Here is a 21,108-nt window from a genome sequence, read left to right on the forward strand (position 1 = left end):
GGCGGGGCTCGACGAGCGGCCGGCGTCCTCGCAGAGGCATCCGTCCCGCAAGGAGCGAGCGTGTACCCGCGCACCCCCGACGACCACGGCGTCGCCCCCTCACCCGACTTCCCGGCCATGGAACGCGACGTGCTCGCATTCTGGAAGCAGGACGACACCTTCCAGGCCTCCATCGACCAGCGCGAGGGCGCACCCGAGTGGGTCTTCTACGACGGCCCGCCGTTCGCCAACGGCCTGCCGCACTACGGCCACCTCCTCACCGGCTACGCCAAGGACCTCTTCCCGCGCTTCCAGACCATGCGCGGCCACCAGGTGCACCGCCGGTTCGGCTGGGACACCCACGGCCTGCCCGCCGAGCTCGAGGCCGAGCGCCAGCTCGGCATCACCGACAAGAGCCAGATCGAGGAGATGGGCATCGCGGCGTTCAACCAGGCCGCTCGCGACGCCGTGCTCCGGTACACGAAGGAGTGGGAGGAGTACGTGACCCGGCAGGCGCGCTGGGTCGACTTCGCCGACGAATACAAGACGCTCGACGTCACCTTCATGGAGTCGGTGATCTGGGCGTTCAAGACCCTCCACGGCAAGGGCCTCGCGTACGAGGGCTACCGGGTGCTGCCGTACTGCTGGCGCGACCAGACGCCGCTCTCGAACCATGAGCTCCGCATGGACGACGACGTCTACAAGAACGTGCAGGACCAGACCGTCACCGTGACGTTCCCGCTCACCGGCGCGAAGGCCGAGTCGCTCGGGCTGACCGCCGTGCGAGCGCTCGCCTGGACGACGACGCCGTGGACGCTCCCCACGAACTTCGCGCTCGCGGTGGGCCCCGACATCGAGTACGCCGTCGTGCCGGCCGGCCCCGACGGCACGCCCGACGCGACCGTGCTGCGCGAGAAGGCCGGCGACGCGGCATCCGACACCGAGGTGCTGGGCGCCGAGTACCTGCTCGCCGGCGACCTCGTGGGCGGCTACGCGAAGGAGCTCGGCTACGACTCCGCCGACGACGCACGCGCGGCGATCTCGCGCACCGTGCGCGGCGCGGAGCTCGAGGGCGTCACCTACGACCGGCTCTTCGACTACTACGCCGACGTGGAGCAGTACGGCCTGCAGAACGCCTGGCAGATCCTCGTCGCCGACTACGTGAGCACCGAAGACGGCACCGGCATCGTGCACCAGGCCCCCGCCTACGGCGAGGAGGACCAGAAGGTCGGCGAGGCGGCCGGCATCCCTGTCATCATCTCGCTCGACGAGGGCGGGCGGTTCCTGCCCGAGGTGACGGATGTCGCGGGCCTGCTCTGGAGCGACGCGAACAGGCCGCTCATCCAGCTCCTGAAGGCCGAGGGGCGGCTCCTTCGGCAGGCGAGCTACGTGCACTCGTACCCGCACTGCTGGCGGTGCCGGAACCCGCTCATCTACCGGGCGGTGTCGAGCTGGTTCATCCGCGTGCCCGAGTTCCGCGACCGCATGGGCGAGCTCAACCAGGAGATCACCTGGGTGCCCGACAACGTGAAGGACGGGCAGTTCGGCAAGTGGCTCGCCGGTGCGCGCGACTGGTCGATCAGCCGCAACCGGTACTGGGGCTCGCCGATCCCGGTGTGGAAGAGCGACGACCCCGCCCACCCGCGCATAGACGTGTACGGCTCGCTCGCCGAGCTCGAGCGCGACTTCGGGCGACTGCCCCGCAACACGGCCGGCGAGCCCGACCTGCACCGTCCGTACATCGACGAGCTCACGCGCCCGAACCCCGACGACCCCACCGGGACGAGCACGATGCGGCGCATCCCCGACGTGCTCGACGTGTGGTTCGACTCGGGCTCGATGCCGTTCGCGCAGGTGCACTACCCGTTCGAGAACCAGGAATGGTTCGACTCGCACAACCCGGCCGACTTCATCGTCGAGTACATCGGGCAGACGCGCGGCTGGTTCTACACGCTGCACGTGCTCTCGACCGCGTTGTTCGACCGGCCGGCGTTCAAGAACGTCGTCAGCCACGGCATCGTGCTCGGCAGCGACGGGCAGAAGATGTCGAAGTCGCTGCGCAACTACCCGGATGTCTCGGAGGTGTTCGACCGCGACGGCTCCGACGCGATGCGCTGGTTCCTCATGTCGAGCTCCGTGCTGCGCGGCGGCAACCTCATCGTCACCGAGGAGGGCATCCGCGAAGGCGTGCGCCAGCTCATGCTGCCGCTCTGGAGCACGTGGTACTTCTTCTCGCTCTACGCCAACACGGCGCGCGAGGGCGGCTACGAGGCATCCCGCCGCACCGACTCGGCCGATGTGCTCGACCGCTACCTGCTCGCGAAGCTGCGCGACCTCGTGACTGCCGTCACGGGCGACCTCGAGGACTTCGACTCGCCGCTCGCGGCGCAGAAGCTCCGCGACTTCGGCGACGTGCTGACGAACTGGTACGTGCGGCGCTCGCGTGAGCGATTCTGGGCCGGGGTGAGCGACGACCGCTCCAGCACCGAGGCGTTCGACACGCTGTACACGGTGCTCGAGACGCTCACCCGTCTCGCCGCGCCGCTGCTGCCGCTCGTCGCTGAGAAGGTCTGGCGCGGGCTCACCGGCGGTCGCAGCGTGCACCTGGCGGACTGGCCCGACGCCGCGGAGTTCCGGGCCGACGACGCGCTCGTCGCCGCCATGGACGCCGTGCGCGAGATCAGCGGCGCGGCCCTCGCACTTCGCAAGCAGGCCGGGCGACGGGTGCGGCTGCCACTCGCGAACCTCACGGTGGTGACGACGGATGCCGCGACGCTGCGTCCGTTCGAGGGGATCCTCCGCGACGAACTGAACGTGAAGTCGATCGACCTTGTCGAGCTCGAAGCGTCGAGCGCCGAGGCGTACGGCGTCACCAAGCGGCTCAGCGTCAACGCGCGCGCCGCTGGTCCCCGCCTCGGCAAGGGCGTGCAGCAGGCCATCCAGGCGGCGCGCGCGGGCGACTGGACGCTCGACGGCGTCGCGGTCGTCGCGGGCGGCATCGTGCTGGAGGCGGGGGAGTACGAGCTCGTCCTGGAGGCGGGGGGGTCCGGCGACGGATCGAGCGCCCTCGCCCTGCTGCGCGACGGTGGATTCGTGATCCTCGACACGGCGACCACGCCCGAGCTCGAGGCCGAGGGCCTTGCGCGCGACGTGGTGCGCGCCGTGCAGGACGCCCGCAAGGCCGCGGGGCTCGAGGTGGGCGACCGTATCCGGCTGGCGCTCACGCTCGACGCCGAGGGTGCGGCCGCGGCATCCGCCCACCATGTGCTCATCTCGCGCGAGACGCTCGCGGAAGAGCTCGACATCGCGACGGGCGTCGACGTCTCGGGCGCGGCCGCGGCCCGGCCGGTCGGCGACGGCTCGTCACTCCTCGTCGACCTGGAGAAGCTGTGACCGACGCATCCGACGACTACGACGAGGCGGAGGCGCGCGACGCGGCCGACGCCGTCTACGAGGCGCTGATCGCGCGCGTCGGCGAGGGATCGCCGCGGCCGCGGCTCGCGCCCACCCGCCGGGCCGTCGAGCTCCTCGGCGACCCGCATCGCGCGGCGCCCGTCATCCACATCACGGGCACGAACGGCAAGACCTCGACGAGTCGCATCATCGAGGCCATGCTCCGGGCGTCGGGCCTGCGCACGGGACTGCTCACGAGCCCGCACCTCGAGCGGTTCACCGAACGCATGAGCATCGACGGGGAGCCGATCTCGGATGAGGCGGTGGCGCGCAACTGGGACGAGATCCTCCCATTCCTCGCCATCGTCGACGCCGAGCTCGAGGGCGCAGGCGAGGAGCCGCTCACGTTCTTCGAGGTGCTCACGGTGCTCGCCTTCGCGAGCTTCGCGGACGCGCCCGTCGATGTCGTGGTGCTCGAGGTCGGCATGGGCGGGGAGTGGGATTCCACGAACGTCGCCGACGGTCAGGTCGCGGTCTTCACGCCCATCGACCTCGACCACCGGGCGCGCCTCGGCTCGACGATCACCGAGATCGCGCGAACCAAGTCGGGCATCATCAAGCCCACCGCCGCGGTAATCACGGCCAAGCAGCCCGACGCGGCCCTCGCGGTGCTCGAGGAGGCGGCGGAGCTCACCGAGTCGAGCCTCGCCGTCGAGGGCGACGCCTTCGACGTGCTCGAGTCGCGCGTCGCCGTGGGCGGCCAGCTCGTGTCGGTGCGCGGCCTCGCGGGCGAGTACCGCGATGTGCCGCTGCCGCTGTTCGGCCGCCATCAGGCCGAGAACGCCGCGGTCGCGATCGCGGCCGTCGAGGCGTTCATCGGCGGCGGCGCGGTGCGCCTGGCCGACGAGGTCGTCGAGGGCGGCCTCGCCACGGTGACGTCGCCCGGCCGGATGCAGGCCATCGCGGCCGATCCCGTGGTGATCGTCGACGCCGCGCACAACCCGCACGGTGCGGCCGCGCTCGTCGCGGCGCTCGACGAGTACTTCGACTTCGACGAGGTCATGGTCGTGCTGGGCGTGCTCGGCGACAAGGACGCCGCCGGCATCGTCGACGTGCTCGCGCGCGCGAACGCGTCGTTCGTCGTGACGAGGCCCGACTCCGATCGCGCGCGCGACGTGCAGGAGCTCTCGGCGCTCGTGGCCGCCCGAGTCGGTGCCGACCGCGTGCACATCGCCGAGCGGACCGACGACGCACTCGACGATGCGCGCGCCTGGGCCGCGGAGGCGCCGAAGCGCGCCGTCGTGGTCACGGGCTCGCTCGTGCTCGTCGGCGAGGCCATGGCCATCGCCGCCGACCGTGGCTGGGGACGCGCGTGAGCGACACGACCCCGTCGCCGGTGGCGCCTGCGCCCGCTCCGCGCTCACTGCGCCGGACCCTCGGGTCGATCGTGCTCGGATTCGAGGTCATCGTGGTGTTCCTCGCCGCGCTCGTCATCTGGGGCCTCGCACCGACCGAGGACAGCACGCTGGACCTGCCGCCGTGGGTCGCGCTGGCGGCCGGCGGTGCGCTGATCGTCGGGCTCGTCGTCACGATCGGGCTGCTGCGGTTCTCGTGGGGCTACGTCGTGGGATGGGTGCTGCAGGTGCTCATCATCGCCGCCGGGGTGCTGAATCCGGCGATGTTCTTCGTGGGCGCGCTCTTCGGCGGCATGTGGTGGTACGGCATGGTCGCCGGCGCGCGCATCGATCGAGACAGGACGGCGAACGCCGGTCCGGGGAAGGAACAGGAATGACCACCGCCATCGAGGAGACCCTCGTGCTCGTGAAGCCCGACGGGGTCGCGCGCAACCTGACCGGCGAGATCCTCCGTCGCATCGAGGCCAAGGGCTACTCGCTCGTCGACCTCCGCATGCTCCAGGCCGACCGCGAGCTCCTCGCGAACCACTACGCCGAGCACGAGGGCAAGCCGTTCTATGAGCCGCTCATCGAGTTCATGCAGTCGGGGCCGACGGTCGCGCTGCGGGTCGCCGGCAACCGCGTCATCGAGGGCTTCCGCGTGCTCGCGGGCACCACCGACCCCACGGCGGCGGCGCCCGGCACCATCCGCGGCGATTTCGGGCGCGACTGGGGCCTCAAGGTGCAGCAGAACCTCGTGCACGGTTCCGACTCCATCGAGTCGGCGGAGCGCGAGCTCGCCCTCTGGTTCGCCTGAGTTCGTGCGAGTTGCCGGCTCGGCTGAGCTTCGGGTCGGGCTGAGTCTCTCTGCGTCCTCGAGGGTGCAGTTCCCGCCGTTTCAAGGGCGGGAACTGCACACTCGGCAGTAACGCGCGCGGTTCCGCCGTCCGGTCCCGCTCTCGCCGTCGCTCCCACCCGCTGAGCTCCCTCGACGAGCGTGCAGTTGCCGCCCATCTTCGGGCGGCGAGTGCACGCTCGTCGCATGGACGCACTCGCCGGCGCTTGACGCGCTCGCGTCACCGGAACAGGTTCCGGATCTCGATGACCGCAAGCGGAACGGCGTTGAGCTGCAGCTGCGCCAGGATGATCACCAGGAGATAGCAGACCACCGTGATGAGCGGGATCCACTTGAACCACTCGGCGGCGAGCCGCCGCACGCGTTCCGAGGCGGGAATATGCCCCTCCCGCAGGTTGTGCAGCGTGACCGCGAGGAACGTCGGGATGGTCACCGCCCACGTGAGCATGCACCACGGGCAGAGCACGCCGAGCACGTAGATGCTCTGGGCGATGAGCCAGCCCACGAAGACGATCGCGCCGGTGACGCCCGCGTTGAAGCCGAGCCAGAACCAGCGCGCGAACCGGGCGCCCGCCAGCATCGCCACGCCGATCGTGATGACGACCGGCCAGGCCATGAGTCCGATGAACGGGTTGGGGAATCCGAACAGCGCGCCCTGCCACGAGCCGAGGTTCGTGCTGCAGCTGACGAGGATGCCGACGTTGCAGTTCGGCACGTGGTCGGGATCGGCCAGCACGAGCAGCTTCTCGAGCGAGAGCTCGAAGGCGGCGAGGAGGCCGAGGGCCCCGGCGACGATGAGGAAGACCGCAAGTCCCGTCGATCGGGACCGGCTGGGGGTGTCCGGCATAGTCGTATTCTGGCATGCCGATTCCACATGTCGCTGTGAGACCGTGCGATAATCGAAGGAGTCGTCCGGGCCGCGCCCGGAACGACGCCAATGAGGGCTTTGAGGATGCACCGCATCCGAGTGAGCGGACGCATGCGCCGCGAGACGTGGCGACACTGGCACCCTGCCGGTCGCAGCAGTGAAGGATTGGCGGTTCCGCGCACGGCGTGAACCGCTCGAGACGAGAACGGAGACGGATGGCGCGGCCATCCCGATCCGTCGTAGGAGTGCACCAGAGATGGTGGAAGGCAACGACAACACCACGAACGAATTCGCAACCGGCAGCAGCACGCCACGGCGACGTGGCGGGCTCTTCGGCGCCCGCCGCGGTGGGCGTGCCCGAGTCGCGCCCACCGCGCTGAACGACGAGGTCGAGGCATCGGTGGAGACGGCGGCCGGTTCCGACGATGGCCCCGACGCGCAGCCGGCAGCGCCGCAGTCGACCGATGCGACCTCCGCCGCGACCGAGGCCCAGCCCGCCCGGGTGACGGTCGCCGGCGACGAGCCCAAGGCGACGGCCGGCGACGCGGCGGATGCCACGGCGTCCGCAGGGGGCGAGGCCGCGGCATCCGACGCCCAGGCCGAGGCAGCACCCGAGCCTTCGGTCTCGCCGATCCCCGCGGCGCTCACGACGACCTCGCTCATCTTCCACGCGCCGCCCGTGTTCACGCCCGTCGAGCGACCAGAGCGCGCCGCCGAGGACGAGGAGGCTTCGAGCGTACGACGCCGCACACGTCGTCGCAGCGGCGAGGAGGGACGCGCGACCGCGCACGAGCCGGCCAACACCGTCGTCAAGGTGCGCGAGCCGCGCGAGCCCGAGCTCATCACCGAGCCGCAGAAGGTCAAGGGCTCCACGCGCCTCGAGGCCAAGAAGCAGCGTCGGCGCGACGGCCGCGACGCGGGCCGGCGCCGTGCGGTGATCACCGAGGCCGAGTTCCTCGTCCGCCGCGAGTCGGTCGACCGCTCGATGGTGGTCCGCGAGAAGGACGGCCGCATCCAGATCGGGGTGCTGGAAGACGGTGTGCTCGTCGAGCACTACGTCGCCCGTAACCAGGACGCGTCACTCATCGGCAACGTCTACCTCGGTCGCGTACAGAACGTGCTGCCGAGCATGGAAGCCGCCTTCGTCGACATCGGCCGCGGCCGCAACGCCGTGCTGTACTCGGGCGAGGTCGACTGGGATGCCGCCGCCGAGAACGGCGAGAAGAACCAGCCCCGCCGCATCGAGCTCGCGCTGAAGCCCGGCGACCGCGTGCTCGTGCAGGTCACGAAGGACCCGGTCGGCCACAAGGGCGCCCGGCTCACCAGCCAGGTGTCGCTGCCCGGCCGCTACCTCGTGTACGTGCCGAACGGCTCGATGAACGGCATCAGCCGCAAGCTTCCCGACACCGAGCGGGCGCGCCTGAAGAAGATCCTCAAGGAGGTGCTCCCCGACAACGTGGGCGTCATCGTGCGCACCGCCGCCGAGGGCGCCACCGAGGAGCAGCTCACGCTCGACGTGAACCGGCTCATCGCACAGTGGGCCGACATCTCGACGCGGCTCGAGAAGGTGCAGGCGCCCGCGCTGCTGCACTCCGAGCCCGACCTGCTCATCAAGATCGTCCGCGACGTCTTCAACGAGGACTTCCAGAAGATGATCATCTCGGGCGACGAGGCGCGCGAGACCATCGAGCGCTACCTCCGTGCGGTCGCGCCCGACCTGCTCGAGCGCGTCGAGGCGTACGCCGGCGACCGCGACGCGTTCGACGAGTTCCGCATCACCGAGCAGATCGAGAAGGCGCTCGACCGCAAGGTGTGGCTGCCGTCGGGCGGCTCGCTCGTCATCGACCGCACTGAGGCCATGACCGTCGTCGACGTCAACACGGGCAAGTTCGTCGGCTCCGGCGGCAACCTCGAGGAGACGGTGACGAAGAACAACCTCGAGGCGGCCGAGGAGATCGTGCGCCAACTGCGACTCCGCGACACCGGCGGCATCATCGTGGTCGACTTCATCGACATGGTGCTCGAGTCGAATCGCGACCTCGTGCTGCGGCGCCTCGTCGAGTGCCTCTCGCGCGACCGCACGAAGCACCAGGTCGCCGAGGTCACCTCGCTCGGCCTCGTGCAGATGACGCGCAAGAAGCTCGGGCTGGGCCTGCTCGAGTCGTTCAGCGAGCCGTGCGAGGTCTGCGCGGGCCGCGGCATCATCGTGCACCACGAGCCGATCATGAAGCACCGTGCGCCCCAGCAGCCCGAGCGCGGCCGTGGCCGCGGCCGGGGTGGCCAGCAGCAGCAGCCCGCGCCAGAGCCCAAGCCGCACACGGGCACGCACGCGATCACCGAGGACGTCAAGCACGCGCTCGCGCAGATCGCCGCGTCCACGATTCCGCACGTCGAGCACAAGCCCGCCGAGAACACACCCGCCGGTACCGGCTCGTCCGGGGCGGTGGCCGAGCCCGCGGTGCAGGCAGGGGCTCCCGCCGCGACCGAGACCGCCGGCGAACCGCAGTCGGCCACCGGTCGCCGGCGCGGCCGCCACCGCCGCGTCACGCAGGAGCAGGGCGCGACGCGGGCAGCGGAAGCCGCGACCACGCCGGCCGAGCCGGAGGCTGCGCCTGCTGTGGCCGGGGCCCCGGTGCCCGCCGAGGCGCTCGCCGCGACCGAGGTTCCGGCCGTTGCGATCGTGGAGCTTCCGCCGGTCGTCCCCGCGGAGCGCAAGCGGCCGGTGCGCATCGAGGACGCCGAGGTGCTCCTGGACTCCGTGCTCGACGCGCTTCCCGCCCCGAAGAAGGCGGGCGAAGGGCGTGCACGCAGCCGTCGCGTCTCGACGGCCGCGCTCAGCCCTGCGGGCGGTCCGCCGGTGATCACGCGGGCAGACGGCTCCACGTCGGCGACCGAGGAGTCGGCGTCAGGACGCTGACCGGGTGCGCCGCTCGCGCGGCGTGACCCGGAGCCCGCTCGCGGCGAGCCGGCGCACGAGTTCCCGTGGCGACACGGGTTCCGCGCCGGCGGCCACGAGCTCGTCATACCGCTCGACGGGCACGTCGTAGTGATCGAGGTCGAATCCGCGCCCTGGGAGACCGGCGCGCTCGGCGAACGCCTGGAGTTCCTCGATCGAGTGGTCGCTCACGAGGTGCGCCCACACGGTGCCGTGCTTCGGCCAGAGGGGCGTGTCGATGAGCACCGTCATGCCGCAGATCCTACGCGTGGGCTCGGCCGACCCGCTGTCCGTGCGTTTGACCGGCCATGGGACATCCGTGTAAACTCGACCGTTGGTGCCGCCGCTTATCCCGGTGCGCCCACACAGTTTTCTGGCAGATGACCCTCCTTCCCGCTGGGGTCTCGCGCGCAGTGACATCCCCTTCACCCGAACGGAGCCCCGGCTCCCCAGAGATAGGTACGAGTAGTGGTTTACGCAGTAGTGCGCGCCGGCGGTCGGCAGGAGAAGGTCGAAGTCGGCACCATCGTGACGATGGACCGCATCAAGGCTGACAAGGACGGCAACGTCCAGCTCATCCCGGTGCTCCTCGTCGACGGCGACAAGATCACCTCCGACGCCAAGTCGCTCGCGAAGGTCACGGTCACGGCTGAGGTCCTGAACGACCTCCGCGGCCCCAAGATCGTGATCCAGAAGTTCAAGAACAAGACCGGCTACAAGAAGCGCCAGGGCCACCGTCAGGAGCTCACGCGCGTCAAGATCACCGGCATCAAGTAACCCGCGGCTCGCAAGGAGAGACAGACATGGCACACAAAAAGGGAGCGAGCTCGACTCGCAATGGTCGTGACTCGAACGCGCAGCGCCTCGGCGTCAAGCGCTTCGGCGGTCAGGTCGTGAGCGCGGGCGAGATCCTCGTCCGCCAGCGCGGCACGCACTTCCACGCGGGCGCGGGCGTCGGTCGCGGCGGCGACGACACCCTGTTCGCGCTCGAGGCGGGCGCCGTGCAGTTCGGCACCAAGGGCGGTCGCAAGGTCGTCAACATCGTGGCGGCCGGCGAATAGTCGATCGAACGGTTTCGTGAGGGCGGGCTTCGGCTCGCCCTCACGCATTTCCAGCTCAAGGGAGGATGCAGCATGGTCAGCTTCGTCGACGAGGTGACGCTGTTCGTGCGCGCCGGTCACGGCGGGAACGGCTGCGTCTCCGTGCGCCGTGAGAAGTTCAAGCCGCTCGCCGGACCCGACGGCGGCAACGGCGGCCACGGCGGCGACATCGTGCTCGTCGCCGACCCGCAGGTCACGACGCTCCTCGCCTACCACGGGCGCCCGCACCGCTCCTCGCCCAACGGCCAGCCCGGCATGGGCGACAACCGGTCGGGTGCGGCGGGCGAGACGCTCGAGCTGCCCGTGCCGGTCGGCACCGTGGTGAAGGATCCCGACGGCACCGAGCTCGCCGACCTCACCGAGCCCGGCATGCGATTCATCGTCGCGCCCGGCGGCCAGGGGGGCCTCGGCAACGCGGCGCTCGCCTCGACGAAGCGCAAGGCGCCCGGTTTCGCCCTGCTCGGCACGCCGGGCTTCGAGGGCGAGGTCACGCTCGAGCTGAAGACCATTGCGGATGTCGCGCTCGTCGGCTTCCCGTCGGCAGGCAAGTCGAGCCTCATCGCCGCGCTCTCGGCGGCACGGCCGAAGATCGCCGACTACCCGTTCACCACGCTGCATCCGAACCTCGGGGTCGTGCAGGCGGGCGACCACCGCTTCACCGTGGCCGACGTGCCGGGCCTCATCGAGGGCGCGAGCGAGGGCAAGGGCCTCGGCCTCGAGTTCCTTCGGCACGTCGAGCGCTGCTCGGCGCTGCTGCACGTCGTCGACTGCGCCACGCTCGACCCCGGCCGCGACCCGGTCAGCGACCTCGACGTGATCCGCCGCGAACTCGCGGCGTACGAGGTTCCCGAAGGCCAGACGCCGCTGCTCGATCGCCCGCAGCTCGTCGCCCTCAACAAGGTCGACGTTCCGGAGGCACGGGAGCTCGCCGGCTTCGTGCGGCCCGAACTCGAGGCGCGCGGCTATCGCGTGTTCGAGATCTCGACCGTGAGCCACGAGGGCCTGCGCCAGCTCGGGTTCGCGCTCGGCGAGGTCGTCGACCGAGCGCGCGCCGAGGCGGCATCCGCTCCAATGGCGCCGCGCATCGTCATGCGACCGAAGGCCGTCGACGAGGCGGAATTCGTGGTGCGCGCCGAGGGCGGCAGCTACGGCACGATCTACCGCGTGCTCGGCGCGAAGCCCGAGCGCTGGGTCGCCCAGACCGACTTCACGAACGACGAGGCCGTCGGCTTCCTCGCCGACCGGCTCGCGCGCCTCGGCGTGGAGGACGAGCTGGTGCGCGCGGGCGCCGTCGCCGGATCGACCGTCGTCATCGGCGCCGGCGCCGGAGTCGTGTTCGACTGGGAGCCGACGCTCACGTCGACCGCGGAGCTCATCACGTCGCCGCGCGGCTCGGATTTCCGGCTCGACGAGGGCCGACGCGCCACGCGCGCCGAGCGACGCAGCGAGTACCACGAGCGCATGGACGCCAAGGCCGAGGCGCGTGCCGAGCTCGAGCGCGAGCGCGGGGCCGGCATCTGGTCGGGCGACGAGTCGCGCGACGTGGGCGACGTGCCGCGCCCCGGCGCCGAAGGCGACGAGGGCGAACGGTGACCCCGCGCACGCGCGCCGACATCCCGACAGCGAAGCGCATCGTCGTGAAGGTCGGCTCGTCGTCGATCAGCGGCGACAACGCCGGGCAGATCGGTCCCCTCGTCGACGCCCTCGCGGGCGCCCACGAGCGCGGCACCGAGGTCGTGCTCGTCTCGTCGGGCGCGATCTCGACCGCGATCCCGTTCCTCGACCTCGCGGCTCGGCCCACCGATCTCGCCACCCAGCAGGCCGCCGCCGCCGTGGGCCAGAACGTGCTGATGTGGCGCTACCAGACGAGCCTCGACCGCTACGGCATCATCGCGGGGCAGGTGCTGCTCACGGCGGGCGATCTCGAGCACGCGACGCCGCGCTCGAATGCGCAGCGGGCCATGGATCGACTGCTCGCCCTGCGCGTCCTCCCGATCGTCAACGAGAACGACACCGTCGCAACCCACGAGATCCGCTTCGGCGACAATGACCGGCTCGCAGCGCTCGTCGCCGAGCTCATCGGCGCCGACCTGCTCGTACTGCTCTCCGACGTCGACGCGCTCTACACGAAGCCGCCGCACCTCGATGGCGCCGAGCGCATCGCGCACGTGCCCGTCGGCGACGCGCTCGCGGGCGTCGAGATCGGCGCCATCGGGCGCGCCGGCGTGGGCACCGGGGGAGCGGAGACGAAGGTCTCGGCCGCCCGCATCGCCGCCGAGGCGGGGGCGGCCGTGCTCATCACCGCAACGACGCTCGTTGCGGAGGCCCTTGCGGGCGAGGAGATCGGCACGTGGTTCGATGCGGCCCCCGAGCGTCGCACGGCGGACGGCGACTCCGGGCTCGCCTAGGCTGGTCGTATGGAGCACTCCGACCTCGACACCACGGTGATCGACGCGCGCCTCGCCGCCGCGAAGCAGGCCTCCTACCGCCTCGCGCAGGCGACGACGGCTGAGAAGGACATCGCGCTCGAGCGCATCGCCGACCTCCTCCGCGAGCGATCCGGCGACATCATCGCGGCGAATCGGCTCGACCTCGAGGCCGGCCGTGAGGCGGGCCTCGAGGCCGGACTCCTCGACCGACTCACACTCGACGACCGGCGAGTGGGCGCCCTCGCCGTCGCCGTGCTCGAGGTCATCGCGCTCACCGACCCCGTGGGCGAGACCGTGAGCGGCAGGTCCCTGCCGAACGGGGTTCGCATCGATCAGGTGCGCGTACCGCTCGGCGTGGTCGGCGCCATCTACGAGGCCCGGCCGAACGTCACCGTCGACATCGCCGTGCTCGCCCTGAAGAGCGGCAACGCCGTCGTGCTGCGCGGCGGCACCGCGGCAGAGCAGACGAATCGGGTGCTCGTCGACGTGCTCCGCGACGCCCTGGACGCGGTCGGCCTCCCCGCCGACGCCGTGCAGACGGTCGACGACTTCGGTCGCGCCGGCGCACGCCACCTCATGCAGGCCCGCGACTACGTCGACGTGCTCATCCCGCGTGGCAGTGCCGGTCTCATCCGCGCTGTCGTCGACGAGGCGAAGGTGCCCGTCATCGAGACGGGCGCAGGCGTCGTGCACATGTACCTCGACGCGAGCGCGCGCGAGGACTGGGCGGTTGAACTGGTGCACAACGCGAAGGTCCAGCGGCCGAGCGTGTGCAACGCCCTCGAGACGCTGCTCGTGCACCGCGATGCCGCGGAGCGCCTGCTGCCTGCGGTGCTCGACCGGCTCGAGGCATCCGGCGTCACGGTGCACGCCGATGAGCGCGTGCGGGCCCTACGCCCCGAGGTCGAGCCCGTGACCGATGAGGACTGGGCGACCGAGCACATGAGCCTCGACCTGTCGGTCGGCATGGTCGACTCGATGGACGACGCGCTCGAGCACATCCGCCGGTTCTCGACGAAGCACACCGAGTCGATCGTCACGAACGACCTCGCGAACGCCGAGCGGTTCCTCAACGAGGTCGACGCCGCCGCCGTCATGGTGAATGCCTCCACGCGGTTCACCGACGGCGCCGAGTTCGGCTTCGGCGCCGAGGTGGGCATCTCCACCCAGAAGCTGCACGCGCGGGGCCCGATGGGCCTGCCGGAGCTCACCAGCACCAAGTGGCTCGTGCGCGGCGCCGGGCACGTGCGCGCCTGACCTCGCTAGAATGACTCGAGCACGACCCGAAGGATTCGAAAGGAACGGCGAATGAACCTCACGACCGCGGTGCTGACCGGCGCTGTGCTGACCGAGACGGTGAATGCGAGGGAGCTTCCCTTCGACTCCTGGATCTTCGGCCTGATCGCCCTCGTCGTCTTCGCGGCCCTGGCGTTCGTCACCGCCTCCTATCGGGATGTCGCCAACCGTCACCGCGCCAAGGCCGAGGCCTGGGCGGCTCGTCACGGCGGGGGCGAGCACGGCGGCCACTGAGCGGGTCATCGCGTGACGACGCGCGTCCGATGCCGACCCCGAATCGGCGTGATGGGCGGCACGTTCGACCCCATCCACCACGGACACCTCGTCGCCGCGAGCGAGGTGGCGCAGTCGCATCGACTCGACGAGGTCGTGTTCGTGCCGACCGGCGCGACGACCTACAAGTCCGATGTCACGTCGGCCGAGCATCGCTACCTCATGACCGTCATCGCGACGGCGTCGAACCCACGGTTCACCGTGAGCCGGGTCGACATCGATCGGGAGAAGCCGACGTTCACCATCGACACGCTGCGCGACATCCGGCGTGAGCGGCCCGACGCCGACCTGTACTTCATCACCGGCGCCGACGCGATCGCGCAGATCCTGGCCTGGAAGGATGTCGGCGAACTCTGGGAGCTCGCGCACTTCGTGGCTGTGAGTCGCCCGGGACATGTGCTCTCCCTTTCGGGTCTGCCGGAGCAGGACGTAAGCTTGCTGGAGGTTCCGGCACTTGCGATCTCGTCGACCGACTGCCGGGACAGGGTGCGCCGGGGTTTCCCGGTGTGGTACTTGGTACCCGATGGGGTCGTACAGTACATCTCCAAGCACCACCTCTACCGGAGTGTCGAATGACGTCGTCGCAGGAACCGCCGCTGACGCGCCGCGAGATGCGCGAGCGCGAACGCCTGCTGGCCCAGCAGGCGGAATCGTCGACCCCCGATGCCGCCGCCCCCGTCGCCCCGGCTGCGGCGCCCGCGCCGCAGCCGTCGTTCCCGCCTGCTCCGGTGCCCCAGCCCGCGCCCGTCGCGCAGCCCGCTCCCATTCACCAGCCGGCATCCATACCGCAGGCGGCGCCGACGCCGCCGCAGCCGACTCCGTCGCCCGCTCCGCTCCCGCCCGGCTACGGTGCGCCTCCTCCGGCCGGCGGCTACGGCGACCAGGGCTCACCCTTCGGGGGAGCCATCGCGTCACCGGCCCCGCCGAACCCGTTCGCGCCGCGCCCACAGCCCGTCGCGCCGGCCCCGCCGCCTCAGGCCGCGCTTCCCGAGCCCACGACACCAGAACGAACGCTGACCCGACGCGAGCTACGCGCGATGCTGGAGGCGCACTCCGGCGAGGGTTTCGACGAGTTCGAGTTCGACGACGCGCCCGCTTCCGCCGCCCTGCAGCAGGCCGCCCCGCAGCAGGCCACTCCGTTCCCGCAGCAGGCCACTCCGTTCCCGCAGCAGGCCGCTCCGTTCCCGCAGCAGGCCGCTCCGCTCCCGCAGCAGGCCGCTCCGCAGCAGGCCGCTCCGTTCCCGTCGCAACCCGCGCAGACGCGCGCCCCGGCCCCGCACCAGGTGGCCGACTCGGCATTCGCCGACGAGCCGCTCGCCGCGCCGAAGCCGGTCGGCCATTGGACCGACCAGTTGAACGCCCCCGTCGAGCGGGCCGAGCCGTTCGATCAGCTCCTCTCACGCGGTGGACTGAGCCACGGTGTGCCGACGACGACCAACGCGCTGATTCTGCCGACCCTTCCCGACCACAGCCCGATGGGCAACCCGCTCGCCCCGAGTGGAGAGGTGATCGTCACCGGGTCGATCGACCTGCCGCGCAGCTTCGGCGCGACGGGCGCGCATCCCAGCCAGATCGACTCCTCCGACGTCGACCGGCTCTTCGACCAGGTGGAGGACGGTGCGGGCGTCGGCGCCCCCGTCTCCGCCACCAGGGCGATCAGCACCCAGGGCGCCGCCCGCGCGATGATGGCGCCGCCGAAGAAGGAGGGCATGAACGTTCCGCTCGTGCTCGCCGTCACCGCTGGCGTGCTCGCGCTCGGCGTCGTCGCGACCCTCGTCATCGGGGCCGTCTCCGGGTTGTTCTGATCCGGTCCTCGGCCTTTCCATCCCCGATATCCGGAAGTGAGCGTATGACCGCATCCGACCAGGCACTCGACTCGCTCGCACTTGCCGTGCGGGCAGCGGACTCAAAGGGCGGCGAAGACCTCGTCGCCCTCGACGTGTCCGCGCCTCTCCCGTTCACCGACGTCTTCCTGCTCGTCACGGGCAACTCCGAGCGCAACGTCATCGCGATCGCCGACGAGATCGAGGAGGTGCTCCGCGAAGCCGGCGCGAAGGCGCTCCGGCGTGAGGGGCACTCCGCCGGTCGCTGGATCCTCCTCGACTTCGGCGACCTCGTGGTGCATGTCTTCCACCGCGAGGAGCGGCTCTACTACGGCCTCGAGCGACTGTGGAGCGACTGCCCCGTGGTGCCGGTCGCGCCGTTGCTGGCGGCCGGCAGCTGAGGCTCGGGGCATCCATCCGGCCGAGGCCCGGCCAATTTCTTGCGAGGGCCGACGCTGGTGTAAGCTCGTTTCGTTGCCCCGAACGGGGCGCACGGGTCTGTGGCGCAGCTGGTAGCGCACCTGCATGGCATGCAGGGGGTCAGGGGTTCGAGTCCCCTCAGATCCACCAAAAACCCCTGATGAATCAGAAGATTTGTCAGGGGTTCTTTCGTTGAGAACGGTCTGAAATGGACCGTTGGGGCTGTTTTGGGTCCGTTTTCAGAACGATGACGGGCATCCACAAGCATCCACATGCGAAGTCCCACGACGGCAAGCATTTCGGCTTGATGCGCACTCCTGAGGAGTATGAGCACATCAACCCAACCCACCGTTCCGGCTTCCCGGTTCGTCGACGAGCTCGGGGACTATCTCAGCGTCGACGAGCTGGCGCAGTATCTGCAGCTGTCCAAAGAGACGATCTACCACTGGCGTCTCGAGGGAACCGGCCCAAAGGCCACCAAGCTCGGCAAGCATTTGCGATACAGCCGCGAGAACGTTCTGGCCTGGCTGAGGGCCAGGACGGACCGACGGTGAACTCGGTGATGGCCTCCTACTCTGCGAAGACAGAGGGCGATTGCAATGCCACGCAGCAGAATGGAACCCGGCTCACACGGGGAGATCACGTACCACGACCTGCCCGACGGTCGAGTTCGCGGCACCGTCATATTCCGTCGCATCGACGGGAGCTACGGTGAGCTCCGCACCCGCGCGACCTCCAGGGCGCGAGCACGTCGGACGCTGGTCGAAGCGGTTGGCGACGAATACGAAGCCGCCCACACGACGGGTGACGGTCTGACGCCGGACTCGCTCTTCGTCGAGCTCGCCCATGAGTACATGGAACATGTGGCGTTCACCGGCGATCAACGCGATACGACGCGGCACGAGAACCGGCGACTGATCGAGAAGAAGATCGCGCCGCTGATGGGAGCCCTCGCACTTCGAGAGATCAAAGCGAGCACGATCCTCCGGGTCTACAAGGCCATCCACCGGGAGACGCCGCGACAGGCGGACACCTGCAAAGCGCTGATCAGTCAGATTTGTTCCTACGGCGTCATGAACGATCTCATGGTCGCCAATCCGGCTCGAGAGGTGAAGAGCGTCAAGAAGCGGCCGAAGCCGATCTACGCGCCCGACGCCCTCGAGTTGGATCAGTTTCGAGCGATCATTCGCGATCATCAGAATCGCGAAGACCGGATGGGGCCGCGGCCGTCCGACCTCCTCGGCGACTTGGTCGACCTGATCCTGGCAACCGGCGCTCGCGTCAGCGAAGCAGTCGGACTCAAATGGCAGTTCGTCGACCTCGAGTCAGAGCGGCCGAGTATCACCATCGCCGGCAAGATCGTGGATTCCAAGGGTCAACCTAAGCACTACGAGGACTATCTCAAGTCAGAGGCCGGGTGGCGGCGTATCTCGCTGCCGGTCGAGCTCCTTCCGATGCTCCGCCGCCGCAAGCTTGCATCCGGTGGTAATGAGTTCGTCTTCCACACGCGTACCGGAGCGCCCAGCGGCACGCAAGATGTCCATCGATCGTTGCGGCGCGTGCGGGAATGGGCCCATCTCGACGAGGAGCTTGTGCCGCACGCCCTCCGGAAGTCGGCTGTGACCGTGGTGGCTGACGCGCTGGGCATCGAAGGGGCCGCTCAGTTCGCCGGCCACAAACGTTCCCGCGTGACGGAGCAGTACTACGCGAAGCGCGCCGTTCAGGCGCCTGATACGTCGATCGTTCTCGGCAGTCTCCAGCGCCCTCGACTCGAGTCCGGCGCAGTGATCAACATCGACCGCAGTCGCAGGGCTCAATGAACGCAAGCGGGTTTGCCGGCTCCTCGTTATGGCCCAGGGGGCGGTTCGCCAGGGGACAAGCCTCGTTGTGGGTGCGTTGCTCGTCAGATGTACTTGGTGATGCCGAACTGCGTTAGGGCACCGAACACGGCCGTCCACTCTTTGGTCTCCAGCTTGCGCCCGAGGTCGTTGATCGGACCAACGGGGTAGACTTCCGGGCTGTCGTAGTCAGAGACGTACAGCATGAACGTGCCGTTCGAGCGCACAGCCACCGATGTCGAGCCCGCTCGCCTGTGGACATAGCTCACCTCGATATGGCAAACATGCCACTCGGCGAGTTCGGCGGTGTGGCCGCCGGGGTTGGTGTGGCGGATGAAGCGGCGATAGTTGAGGATTACTTGGCAACAGTCGGTTGCTCCGCTAGTATCGATCGCGATTGGTTGGGGGGCCGGTCATGCGAACATCCGTGGAAATGACGACGGAACCCGTAGCACAGATGGGCGATACGGAGAGGCTCAACTCGTCCGGGTCGCGCAGCTCGACACTGCCCCGAGGTGGTTCCTATCCAACTGCCGTCGGGTCGAACAAGCTATTCGCACTGAGAATTCGCTAGCTGGCCGGGACGATGTCTGGGGTGCTACGTTCACGCCAGAAGCCGAGTAGGACTCCGTTTTGCGCATTCTTGCACGAACCCGATTCCTTTGCCAGGTTCCCAGAGGGGGCGAGATAGAACAATGGGCCTTCTCAGCGAATCAGAGATGCTCGCGAGCGAGGTTTCGGCTGGGACGTATCAGCCAACCGCGCTCGAGAACTGCGAAGGGCGCCTGACGAGCGATCGGTATCCGCAATTGGTTCGATTCGCGGAGTTCACCCTATTCACAGAACCTCCGACATCACCCACGGCAGCCCCGCGGTACTTGGTGCTTCAACCGCAGAATGGAATTCCCGAGGACACGGTCGCGGACTTCAAGAAGCGTCACGATGAGTTCGTGGTTTCGCCCTTCCTCAAACAATGGGCATCCGGCGGTGTGGCACGCATGTTGCCCGATCCTGACAAGGCCGACCCACAGGAGATCCGCCGAACGCTGGAGCAGCTTGCGGCCGCTCGCAAGAACAACCGCACCGAGCCTGGCTCGTCCGAGCGGCGCCAGTGGATACCCGAGGCCCCAGCTGACGACGCCGAACTGAAGGTCGCGTTCAAGACGTGGATTGCCCGGCAGACGGATGCAGAAGTTCGCGCCACGATGCGGTCGCTGTCCGCCTCGATCGGCGGCGAAGTATCGCCACCCACCGCACGGCACTTGCTTGGACCGGATGATCTTCACGGGTCGATGGACGACCTTGTGCTCCCGGGTCCGTACCAATTCGGTGGATCCAGGCACTGGCCCGTCGCGCTGTTTGCTCTCTTCGAGCAAACGTGGGTGCATAAGGGTTACACGCGGGGCGAACTCGTCGGAAGCCTCTCACTTGCTCCTGGTGAACGTTTGACGCTCGAGGTGCACTTCTGGGACAAAAGCAGCCGGAAGACTGAAGAAGAGTTGGCGGCCGACTTCGAGCGCCGGACGTCTGAAAAGGCGACCCAACGCGATGCGCTGACAGTCGCACAGGAAATGGCACACCAGATGGACAGCAGCGTGAAGGCCAGCGCGACCATTCCAATACCGAAGGCACCGATCGGGTTGAATGCGCAGACGGATACGCAAGTGCGAGGCGGACTGAATCGAACGACGGAAAAGCTGCGCGAGCGGACTCTGGAAGCCTCGTCGACCCTGAAACTCAACCGGAAGACACGAATCGAGGTCTCCAGAGAAACAGGTCGAGAGGAAAAGCAAACGCGCACGGTGGAGAACACAAACCGTTGCCACACACTGAACTGTCATTACTTCGAGGTCGTGTCGAACTACTTGGTAACTACTCGCCTCACTGAGGTGGTTCCGTGTGCACTGGTGCGATACACACGGCCGGAATTCACGTTGGATTGGATTCTCTGCCACCAGCACGAACTAATTCCGTCGCTTCTCGATCAGACCTTCCTCGTCGGATTCGAGGCAGCCAAGCAAGTCAAGATCGCGCGCACGATCGAGGACATGCGTGCACAGGCGAGGTTGGACCAGCTCGAGACCCTTGGCGACCAGATACTCCCGTTCGTGACAGCCGTGTCGAACGCGTACTCAGCTCTGGTCAATGCGCTAGAACGCGCTGATGACGCCTTCGAAGAGTTCGGACCTGGAAGTACTTGGGCGATTGTCGAACGAATCGGCGATCTGAACAAACGGAGATTGATCTCCTACTTCGGGCTTCAAGTTGAGGCCCGCATAGGCCTGGATGCTCTGGTCGCAAGCCTGGCTGCAGGTGGTGAACCCGTGTCAGCCTTGCGTACCCTTCTGGCGATAACTCCTGCTGACCTCCCGCCGCGTGACCGGCAAGTTGTTCAACGAGATGGCGCGTAGCGCTTCTCGGTACCGATAGTCCAGCGACCTGGTACCGAGGTTCTGGCTAGTTGGTACTCCCGCGCTTGTTCTGGTCTTCTGATCTCGGCGGCG

At 68.9% G+C, this 21,108-nt stretch carries 20 protein-coding genes and 1 tRNA gene; 18 read left to right on the top strand and 3 right to left on the bottom strand.

Annotation, left to right across the window (positions count from 1 at the left end; genetic code table 11):
* Positions 1 to 117: 117 nt before the first annotated feature.
* Genes ileS through ndk form a run of 4 tightly spaced genes read left to right on the top strand, consistent with a single transcriptional unit; the run spans position 118 to position 5,583 of the window.
* On the top strand, positions 118 to 3,372 hold the full coding sequence (gene ileS / locus IEX31_RS05660) for an isoleucine--tRNA ligase (protein WP_229662140.1): 3,255 nt from the start codon (positions 118 to 120) through the stop codon (positions 3,370 to 3,372).
* Positions 3,369 to 4,748, top strand: coding sequence for a bifunctional folylpolyglutamate synthase/dihydrofolate synthase (locus IEX31_RS05665; RefSeq protein ID WP_188742466.1), 1,380 nt, complete (start codon positions 3,369 to 3,371; stop codon positions 4,746 to 4,748). Before ileS ends, IEX31_RS05665 begins: the two co-directional genes overlap by 4 nt.
* Positions 4,745 to 5,164: a DUF4233 domain-containing protein gene (locus IEX31_RS05670; RefSeq protein WP_229662133.1), complete on the top strand. Its 420-nt coding sequence runs from the start codon at positions 4,745 to 4,747 to the stop codon at positions 5,162 to 5,164. The genes IEX31_RS05665 and IEX31_RS05670 overlap by 4 nt, the downstream gene beginning before the upstream one ends.
* Positions 5,161 to 5,583, top strand: coding sequence for a nucleoside-diphosphate kinase (ndk, locus tag IEX31_RS05675; protein ID WP_188742467.1), 423 nt, complete (start codon positions 5,161 to 5,163; stop codon positions 5,581 to 5,583). The genes IEX31_RS05670 and ndk overlap by 4 nt, the downstream gene beginning before the upstream one ends.
* A 259-nt stretch (positions 5,584 to 5,842) precedes the next feature.
* On the opposite strand, the gene IEX31_RS05680 is transcribed toward ndk, so the two are convergent.
* A complete protein-coding gene (locus tag IEX31_RS05680; protein WP_188742468.1) occupies positions 5,843 to 6,469 on the bottom strand; it encodes a vitamin K epoxide reductase family protein in 627 nt (208 codons plus the stop codon).
* Positions 6,470 to 6,746: 277 nt separating this feature from the next.
* Here IEX31_RS05680 and IEX31_RS05685 point away from each other — a divergent pair, with 277 nt between their 5' ends.
* Positions 6,747 to 9,407 (top strand): Rne/Rng family ribonuclease, encoded by a 2,661-nt coding sequence (locus IEX31_RS05685; RefSeq protein ID WP_188742469.1) that lies wholly within the window; start codon positions 6,747 to 6,749, stop codon positions 9,405 to 9,407.
* Here IEX31_RS05685 and IEX31_RS05690 read toward each other — a convergent pair.
* Positions 9,396 to 9,677, bottom strand: a complete 282-nt coding sequence (locus IEX31_RS05690) for a DUF4031 domain-containing protein (protein WP_188742470.1) — start codon at positions 9,675 to 9,677, stop codon at positions 9,396 to 9,398. The genes IEX31_RS05685 and IEX31_RS05690 overlap by 12 nt on opposite strands.
* A 216-nt stretch (positions 9,678 to 9,893) precedes the next feature.
* Here IEX31_RS05690 and rplU point away from each other — a divergent pair, with 216 nt between their 5' ends.
* The 12 genes from rplU to IEX31_RS05750 all read left to right on the top strand — a co-directional run bounded on the left by rplU (position 9,894) and on the right by IEX31_RS05750 (position 18,586).
* Positions 9,894 to 10,202, top strand: a complete 309-nt coding sequence (gene rplU, locus IEX31_RS05695; protein WP_188742471.1) for a 50S ribosomal protein L21 — start codon at positions 9,894 to 9,896, stop codon at positions 10,200 to 10,202.
* Between the two features lie 26 nt (positions 10,203 to 10,228).
* Positions 10,229 to 10,486, top strand: coding sequence for a 50S ribosomal protein L27 (gene rpmA, locus IEX31_RS05700; protein WP_188742472.1), 258 nt, complete (start codon positions 10,229 to 10,231; stop codon positions 10,484 to 10,486).
* Between the two features lie 72 nt (positions 10,487 to 10,558).
* Positions 10,559 to 12,118: a GTPase ObgE gene (gene obgE, locus IEX31_RS05705; protein WP_188742473.1), complete on the top strand. Its 1,560-nt coding sequence runs from the start codon at positions 10,559 to 10,561 to the stop codon at positions 12,116 to 12,118.
* Entirely contained in the window at positions 12,115 to 12,933 is an 819-nt protein-coding gene (proB, locus tag IEX31_RS05710) for a glutamate 5-kinase (protein ID WP_188742474.1), read from the top strand. Before obgE ends, proB begins: the two co-directional genes overlap by 4 nt.
* A 9-nt stretch (positions 12,934 to 12,942) precedes the next feature.
* Positions 12,943 to 14,211 carry a glutamate-5-semialdehyde dehydrogenase gene (locus IEX31_RS05715; RefSeq protein WP_188742475.1) on the top strand — a complete coding sequence of 423 codons (1,269 nt, stop codon included), beginning with the start codon at positions 12,943 to 12,945 and terminating at the stop codon, positions 14,209 to 14,211.
* A 51-nt stretch (positions 14,212 to 14,262) separates the two neighbouring features.
* On the top strand, positions 14,263 to 14,484 hold the full coding sequence (locus IEX31_RS05720; protein ID WP_188742476.1) for a hypothetical protein: 222 nt from the start codon (positions 14,263 to 14,265) through the stop codon (positions 14,482 to 14,484).
* 12 nt (positions 14,485 to 14,496) lie between these two features.
* Entirely contained in the window at positions 14,497 to 15,099 is a 603-nt protein-coding gene (gene nadD / locus IEX31_RS05725) for a nicotinate-nucleotide adenylyltransferase (RefSeq protein WP_268236952.1), read from the top strand.
* Complete coding sequence (locus IEX31_RS05730; RefSeq protein WP_188742478.1) at positions 15,096 to 16,328, top strand: hypothetical protein; 1,233 nt, start codon at positions 15,096 to 15,098, stop codon at positions 16,326 to 16,328. The genes nadD and IEX31_RS05730 overlap by 4 nt, the downstream gene beginning before the upstream one ends.
* A 44-nt stretch (positions 16,329 to 16,372) precedes the next feature.
* The gene (gene rsfS, locus IEX31_RS05735) at positions 16,373 to 16,747 is read left to right on the top strand and encodes a ribosome silencing factor (protein ID WP_188742479.1); all 375 of its coding nucleotides are present in this window, start codon (positions 16,373 to 16,375) and stop codon (positions 16,745 to 16,747) included.
* 93 nt (positions 16,748 to 16,840) lie between these two features.
* Positions 16,841 to 16,916: transfer RNA gene (locus tag IEX31_RS05740), tRNA-Ala, on the top strand.
* A 176-nt stretch (positions 16,917 to 17,092) separates the two neighbouring features.
* The gene (locus tag IEX31_RS05745) at positions 17,093 to 17,320 is read left to right on the top strand and encodes a helix-turn-helix transcriptional regulator (RefSeq protein WP_188742480.1); all 228 of its coding nucleotides are present in this window, start codon (positions 17,093 to 17,095) and stop codon (positions 17,318 to 17,320) included.
* 45 nt (positions 17,321 to 17,365) lie between these two features.
* A complete protein-coding gene (locus IEX31_RS05750; protein WP_188742481.1) occupies positions 17,366 to 18,586 on the top strand; it encodes a tyrosine-type recombinase/integrase in 1,221 nt (406 codons plus the stop codon).
* A gap of 83 nt (positions 18,587 to 18,669) precedes the next feature.
* Here IEX31_RS05750 and IEX31_RS05755 read toward each other — a convergent pair whose 3' ends face one another.
* On the bottom strand, positions 18,670 to 18,873 hold the full coding sequence (locus IEX31_RS05755) for a hypothetical protein (RefSeq protein ID WP_188742482.1): 204 nt from the start codon (positions 18,871 to 18,873) through the stop codon (positions 18,670 to 18,672).
* Between the two features lie 426 nt (positions 18,874 to 19,299).
* On the opposite strand from IEX31_RS05755, the gene IEX31_RS05760 reads away from it, so the two are divergent.
* A complete protein-coding gene (locus IEX31_RS05760; protein ID WP_188742483.1) occupies positions 19,300 to 21,015 on the top strand; it encodes a hypothetical protein in 1,716 nt (571 codons plus the stop codon).
* The last annotated feature ends 93 nt before the right edge of the window (positions 21,016 to 21,108 follow it).

Source organism: Agromyces bauzanensis (genome assembly GCF_014645655.1).
Lineage (GTDB): Bacteria > Actinomycetota > Actinomycetes > Actinomycetales > Microbacteriaceae > Agromyces > Agromyces bauzanensis.